This is a genomic window from Klebsiella sp. A-Nf5, from assembly GCF_002810545.1.
Lineage (GTDB): Bacteria > Pseudomonadota > Gammaproteobacteria > Enterobacterales > Enterobacteriaceae > Klebsiella > Klebsiella variicola.
Genome location: NZ_PIOG01000090.1, coordinates 102,178 through 109,522, shown reverse-complemented (window position 1 = coordinate 109,522; position 7,345 = coordinate 102,178). Strand labels below are relative to the sequence as shown.

The window sequence follows — 7,345 nt, the reverse complement described above, 5'->3', positions numbered from 1 at the left end:
GACAGCCCGGCGCCGGTGATCGGGATATCCTTTAACGGCGTCAGATCTGCGTTTCGAAGGCTAATCTTGTTGTTGCCGGCATTATTGATCGCGAAGTCAGCGGATTTGCGAACCCATGCGCCGATACGATAAGTCTTGCCAGCCTGCAGCTCGACCGTTTGATTGCAGCCTGAGTCACCGCCAGAGGCCAGTTTGCCCGCCTGGATGATGTATTTCCCCGATTTGGGGTTCTGAGCCTCCAGCAGAGTCCAGCCGACATACTCCCAACCTTCGAAACCACGTTCAAAAGAGTTGTTTTTGAGCATGTTGCCGACGATCGCTTTCGAGGCATCCGCATCAGCATTGGCGTTATCCAGCGAGTTTGACAGGCTGGTGATGCTCTGGGACTGGCTGGAGATCCGATTTTCGGCAGCAGTTACGCGGTTTGTCAGATTAGTCACAGCTGAGGCGTCAGCTTTGTTCTTGATGCTGTTCTGCATCGAAGTGATCTGCTGCCCCTGGCTTGTGATGGTGCCCTCAACAGACGATACCCGAGAGGTCAAAGCATTGGTGGCACTGGCGTTCGCCTCAATCGCCAGAGCATCAGTGACGTCAACAAAACCAACATCATCGAAGTACTGAGAACCGGTTTTGAGAGAAGACATGATCGATACGTCAACTTTACCGGTCAGCGTCGCCTTCCAGGTATCAGAGACCTCTTTCCATGTTTCATCTTTGGGCAGATTCTCCGGACGGATCGGAATCTCTTTGAGCAACGTGGCTGCGCCAATACGCAGTTTGTTGTTGCCAGGGCTGCTGATTACCGCATCCGTGGTGCAGCGCACAAAAGAGGACAGCTTGTATGTCCGCCCTTCGACGACGCTTACAGATTGCGTGATTTGCACCGTGCCAGCGGCGCAAACAAGAATTTTACTACCAGAATGGGGCGCACTCGCTTTGATAACACTGGATACGCTATTCCCTGCAGACCACCCTGCCAGGTCACGCTCAAAGGAGGCGTTAACCAGCAAATTGCTCGGATTGCTTTTGGCAGTATCGGTATCGCTCTGGATATCGCTCAGCGAGTTATTCAGGGTGGTGATGCTTTCACTCTGGCTGCTAAGGGTTTTATCCTGCTGGGTTACGGTCGACTGCAGACCCGTGATCGCCTTGCTATTCGCAGACACACCAGACTCAACACTTCCTACGCGATTGTCCAGCGTAGACAATGCCGCACCTTGTGATTTAAGGGTGTTGCTCTGCTCTTCAACCTTCTGGGAAATTGTCTGTACTGCACTGGCATCGGCCTTCTGGCCAAGGCTTGTTTGCAACCCGGTAATCTTGCTTGCCTGGGAAGCTTGTTCAGTGGACAGCGTATGCAGCTCTTCTGCAACAGAGGCTTTGTTTCTGTTGAATTCAGTCTGCAAGGATTCACGCGCACTCGCTTCCGCAGCATCGGCGGTGATACGAGCATTTTTCTCCTGATAGATCAGACCGGAGCGAATGTCGTCCAGATTTCCGCTTTCAGAGGAACCGCGGATTTGTGCAGCCAATGTGCTGCGCGCCTGCGCTTCGGCGGTATCCGCATTCGCACGAGCCTGCTGCTCTTCCTGTAACGCGGCCATGCCTGCGCCCGGCGTCGGTCGACCGACGGCGATCCAGTCGAATAACAGGTAATTGTCCGCATCCTGACCTGAAGTGAAATCGAAGCGGAAACGACGAATCGTTGTCGAATCTCGCCACTCAATGTCGTGCAGGGTCAGAATCGCAATACCCTTGTCATCGTATTCCGGTTCATTGATAACCACGGAGCGACCAGCATTCCAGCCGGTTTCATCAGCGCCGATCCAGAACATTTTGGCGTTCCAGGTTGGGTTGCCAACCTTTTTAATGCGCATCTTAATGAAACGATAAGCATGGGCATCGATCGTCAAGCCGTTAGGGGAACGACAGGTTGAGGTCGGATTGTTCGCTTTCAGCCAGCCATCGCTGGTGACGCTCATTGGCGTGTAGCCATTATCATCTTCCGTCCAGCCTTCGGCGTCCTGGTCGAAATACCAGATTTTCAGAGAGTCGAACTGTTCTCCTGTGCCGGCGGCAATCTGCGAGATCTGTCGCGCGAGATTTTCGTCACCGGAGGTCACAACCTCAGACAAGCTATCGATAGAGGTTTTCAGTTCATTCTTCGCGCTCAGCAGTTGGTCGGCCGCTTGCTTGGCTGCATCATTAACATCTGCAATACGGTCATTCGTCTCTTTCTGAATGGCCGCAGTCAGATCTTTGCTGGTCTGGGACAGCGACGTTGTCAGTGATGACTGCGCATTCTTAATCTCCTGCGACAGAGCAGCGTCGCCGTCTTTAATAGACTGTTTTGCAGCTTCAATTTGGCTGTTTACGTTGGAGATATTGGTATTGATCGTCTGGTTGACCGTATCGATATTGTCGACAATTGTCTGATTGACGGTATCAATGTCCTCTTTCAGCGACTGATTGACAGAGTCAACCTGCGCCTTAATTTCGGAGGAGGTTTGCGCAAGGTCGTTTTCAACTTGCTGAATAGACTCGTTGACTGAGTTCTGAACCTCGCCAATGGCATTGTCTACCGCCTCCTGAGTGGCTTTGCTGTCGATTTCGTCGAGCAGCTCCTTGCCGAGTTCAGAAGATGTGATCTTATCTTTCAGGAAAGACAATACGTCGCGAGTGGTGGCCTCTGTACCGAGGTTCGAGTTCGGCTGGCCTACCATCCCACGTTTGTTTACCGCACGAATCCAGTAATACCAGGTCTCGTTGTCACCCAGGCCAGCGTGAGTGAAAGTCGTTGTGGCGGCCTGAGCAATGAGTGTTGCGGTGTCCAGCTTATTTGTTTTGGACGCATACACGTTGATCTGCGCGAGGTCGACTGAATCAGGGTTAACCCAATTCAATACCACGTTACGATAATCCCCCACCGCGGTCAGAGATGTGGGCGCCCCTGGCGGCGTCATCGTGCCTTTTACCTGATAGACAGCAGTAATGATCTCGGATTTTTTGCCGCCGAAGGAAACGGAATACAGCTGGAAGTCATATCGCCCATTTTCGGCAACATTGACGATTTCATATTGTTCTTCCGTGGCGCGGGCAGATTGCCAGTTGGAGACGTTGCCCTCGTCGGAGCGGCGCCAGCTGACCCAGTATTCTGGTGATTTACCTTCCCAAGCAAGCATCAGCTTCACGGACAAGTTGCCCGGACTGGACAGATAGGTGCCTTCTGAGATGACCAGATTGCTCGGTTTGGAATATGTGGGATCAAGAACCGTCGTATTTTCTGGAACGAGCGCGGCCCCGTTATCAATCGCCTGGTACTTAGATGCATTGTTCTGCACCACCGTGATATCAAACGACCCCGGGGTTTCACCTTGCGCGATAGCGACAACGCGCGCCCGCATTGGAACCAGGTCTGGTTCGGTGATCGTCCAGACGCCATTCGCTACTGGTTGATCGGCTGTGGCCAACGCCGTCTTGAAGGTAACTTTAGTGATGTTGTCGCCGGTCTCGTTGATGTCTCGCTCAACGATTTTGCCTTCCTGATTGATGATACGGATGAAGCTACCGCTCTTTTTCAGAGAGACAGGTGCATCGAGGGTGATGCTGTTTTTGGTGAAAGAGACGATGCGACCGGAATTGCGCTTGCCGGCACGATATTTGTTCTGGATCAGAACGGTTTCGCCCGGCATCAGGAACGAGGCGTCCAGGCCCGCGGTAAAGGTGATCATGTCTGACTCCATACGCGCGGTATAGAGCAGCCACAAACCTACACGATGAGCCTGACCTCGGCTGGTGCATCCGAACGCAACGGCCTCGGTCTTGCGCTCCCCATAACGGGCCATCGCTTCCTGATCTTCAACATATTCAACGTTCTGCTTATAGCCGTCTTGTTTGTTGTTATAAGTGATCAGCGCTACGGACGGACGGTCTTTTCGAGCAGAGCCTTTATAGGTAAACAGGCCATCTTTTACGTTTGCGTTGGTAAACAGCATGACAGGGTCAAACGGGCTGTCCTGCATGATATTCACCATGCCACCAGCCCAGAAAACCATGCCACGGAAAGCGCCGGCAATATCCTGAATCAGACGATAAGCGTCCTGACGACTGGTGATCTGGGTGTTGATTGCAAAGCGTTTTTCTTTGCCGCCAAAGCCATCATCGACCTCTTCGTCGCAGTAGCGACCGATCTGATAAAGCTGGCCAAGGTCAATCATTGACTCCGAAACAAATTTGCCGAGGCCATAACGAGCATTGGTCAGCAGATCGAACAGAATCCAGGCAGGGTTGGAAGACGACAGAAGCTTAAAGGTTCCATCCCAAACGCCGTTATAAGTGTTCGTGTTTTCATCATAATTCGAAGGCACACGGATTTTGAGGCCACGGATAAGATACGAACGTGACGGCATAGAGCTACCAAACTGCTCAGAGTTAACCTTAAGGCCAACCAGAACGGAGTTCGGGTAGTTCATTGGGGTGTCAACGATCTCACCGATAGAGTCGACCCAGGTATCGTTAAAGAGATACTGATCGTTGCTGTCGGCTGAGAGACGAAGCACGCGCACTTTATAGGCACGCCCAGGCTTTGGAAGCTGGATTTCGTAACTGCGATAGTAGACACCAGTCTTTTTCGCAGTCAGCGTCACGTCAGAGCTGCTCTCACCTGTAGCAATCACGTCATAGAAAGAGCCATTGCCATTGGCCAGCTGGAACTTAAACTGGACAGAAGTACCGTTTGTGTCCCCTGTTTTCTTGTCAATGCTACGCAGCGACGGGAATTTCATGATCACTCGGACACGATCAGCGTCGTCGTTATCGATGGCGACCGTAACCGCGTTTGTGGTTTTCAGCTGTGTGTTAACGGCCTTTGGCGTTTCGACAAAATCGAAACCAGGCATCGGGCTTTGGTCTTGCGAACCATCCCGGAAATCCCAGGTTACACCGGAATAGTTGAATGACCCGTCTTCGTTCTCCAGCGCCACGCCATCGATGAAGATAGATTTAGCACCGTTAATAAGCCCACCAACAACACCTTCCCCGAGCAGATCGAGGATAGACGCCATGGCCCGCGAATTAACGGTATCATCCGCTTCAACTGGTGTACGGCTTGAGCCTGAGCTCTTTTTGCCGCCCGCTCCCGCAATCAGGAGGGGCAATCTCTTTTTCTTGAACTGATCCATGTTCAAAAAACTTCCCTTACAGTTGGTCTATGGTGATTGAAGAACTCACAATCTGTGAGCCAACTAAAATTTCCTCGCCGTAATTAAGCTGAACCGGGTTTCCCTGGTTGCTGGTGTTTTGAGGCCCATCGAAATAAAACGAATCCGTGTTATCCGCCTGTCTGACAGACGCATTTGATGCCTGCGGCGAAATCAGCATGGACACACCGCCCATCATCAATGACATCCCTCCCATCACCAGCGCGGAAGACGCACCAAAAGTCAGCCCAGAGGCCAGAGCGCCGACAGCGATCATCGCGGCGCCCACGAAAGTCTGGAACCACCCAAACGCCTTACCACCGCTGCCACGTGGTACGGGAGTAATGCGGATTTTTGCGATATTTTCCGACTCGCCCATCATCTGGTATTCGGTGTCGTCCATTGACCACTTGTGGCCCTGCTTATTTGTGACCTGGATGTGGTACTTATCGAAGTGGTTACGGTTACATTTAATCCAGGCTTTAAAGCCCGGGCGATTCGCCTCAATCAAATCGATGGCTTGTTTGGTGTTGCGCACCTTCAATTTCCAGTGGCGGCCAAAGTTCTTTGCCATCGCACCGCCGAGCTGAACATGAACTAATTCAGACACGTCTCGTCTCCCTTGAGTAAATCCCTGTGACGCAGGTGATGCGTCGTGTGCTTCTGATACATCCCACCGTAATAAGCCCGACAGCTGAGACGGTCGATCTGGTGATGCATGATCATGCCGTCGCCGATGTATACCGCGCAGTGATCTGGCATTTTCCCGTACTGGATGAAGAAGATGTCGCCGCGCTGGGGTTCCGTCCCCGGCGCCATGCGGACAAGTCCTTCATTTCGGTAGTTCTGGTCGAGGATGTCGTTGTCCCCCGTGTACCAGGAAGGAATATGCAGGTGGGCGTTTGCATTCAGCTCAACGTCAAATTCACGCTTTAGGTAATCGCGGCACAGCATCCAGCAATCAAACACACCGAATACGTATGGGCGCCCGAGGTAGGGCATCTCAAAACCACACGGATAAATGACGTTCATTTCGCTAAAGTGGAATGGCATATCGCTTTCCACATTTTTGCGAATTGCCAGAATCATCCACGGTAGTTCCGTCGCCTCGCACCCGGAGCGATCCGGGTCTGACGCCTCTGCGCTGCGCTCAACGTGAGAGTGCCAAATAGCGATCACTTCCCCAGCATCTTCGGCCGCAATAATGTCGCTGGCACGCATGACAAAATCCTCACGTGGCGTTTCAGAGACATTCATCGCTTCCATAAAGCGATATTTCTCACCCTGTGTGCGCACCAGAAAGCCACACGCTTCATTCGGGTAACGTTGGATAGCGCAGCGATAGATATCCTGCATGACTTCTGAGCCCAGCTCAGGTAACGTCTGGTTACTCATATCGTGTCGCCCCAATAAATCCGCCAAAATGAATAACGCCATTCGCGAAGTAGTTGCGACGAGCATTACAGGCGTCGTAACGCTTGGTGCAGTAGTCGGCGCCGGCCAAAGAGGTTTGCTGGTTGTTTTTGTCGAAATATGGGCCGGTGTAGCCACACTCTGTTCCGCGATATTTCCACGGGCAGCTGTTTTTGATGATCTGGCGATACGGCAGTTGAACACCCATCAGATCTAAGACGCTGGACAGCTCGAATTCGACATACTGGTGTGTCTCCAGGGTCTTCTGTTCGACGAACCACATTTCATCAGCGAAATGCTGACTTGGGTCTGCGGTCGGGTTTCCATCCGGAAAGTTCACCGCATCCAGAAAACGTGCCAGCGTCATCTTGCGAATGATTTTGCAGCCAATCAGATCGTCATTGGCCTGCAGCTCCGCAGAAATTACACCGTCGTAGTTGGAAACCTGAATCTTTGGACGAGGAAGTGTTCCCTGACCGCTTTTATCAAAGCCAGACGCTTTAATTGGCCACGCCTCATAGGAAACTCCCTGCCAGACAATTGGCTGGCTAAGCCCGTTGGTGCCGGCATGGAAATACAACTTGCCGCCGGAGGCTGTCACCGACATATCCAGCTCGAACAACTCAATGAGCGCAGAAGGCGATAAACTCTGAATATCAGCTCTAATACCCATCACTTCATCCTTGAAAAACTCAACGTCACATCCCGTGACGTTGATATATAATAATAGATAA

Annotated in this window: 4 protein-coding genes; all 4 read right to left on the bottom strand. The window is 52.0% G+C overall.

Annotation, left to right across the window (positions count from 1 at the left end; genetic code table 11):
• Positions 1 to 5,180, bottom strand: a 5,180-nt coding sequence (locus CWM53_RS30460; RefSeq protein WP_206062616.1) for a phage tail protein, incomplete at its 3' end; no start/stop codon positions are given.
• Positions 5,181 to 5,196: 16 nt separating this feature from the next.
• Positions 5,197 to 5,808 (bottom strand): tail assembly protein, encoded by a 612-nt coding sequence (locus tag CWM53_RS09565; RefSeq protein WP_100730456.1) that lies wholly within the window; start codon positions 5,806 to 5,808, stop codon positions 5,197 to 5,199.
• Entirely contained in the window at positions 5,796 to 6,593 is a 798-nt protein-coding gene (locus CWM53_RS09560) for a C40 family peptidase (RefSeq protein WP_004109817.1), read from the bottom strand. Before CWM53_RS09560 ends, CWM53_RS09565 begins: the two co-directional genes overlap by 13 nt.
• Entirely contained in the window at positions 6,586 to 7,284 is a 699-nt protein-coding gene (locus CWM53_RS09555; RefSeq protein WP_100730457.1) for a phage minor tail protein L, read from the bottom strand. The genes CWM53_RS09560 and CWM53_RS09555 overlap by 8 nt, the downstream gene beginning before the upstream one ends.
• Between the last annotated feature and the right edge of the window lie 61 nt (positions 7,285 to 7,345).

Excerpts from the sequence above, each read along its gene's own strand:
- CWM53_RS09555 (WP_100730457.1), bottom strand. The coding sequence starts at position 7,284 with ATGGGTATTAGAGCTGATATTCAGAGTTTATCGCCTTCTGCGCTCATT.
- CWM53_RS09560 (WP_004109817.1), bottom strand. The coding sequence starts at position 6,593 with ATGAGTAACCAGACGTTACCTGAGCTGGGCTCAGAAGTCATGCAGGAT.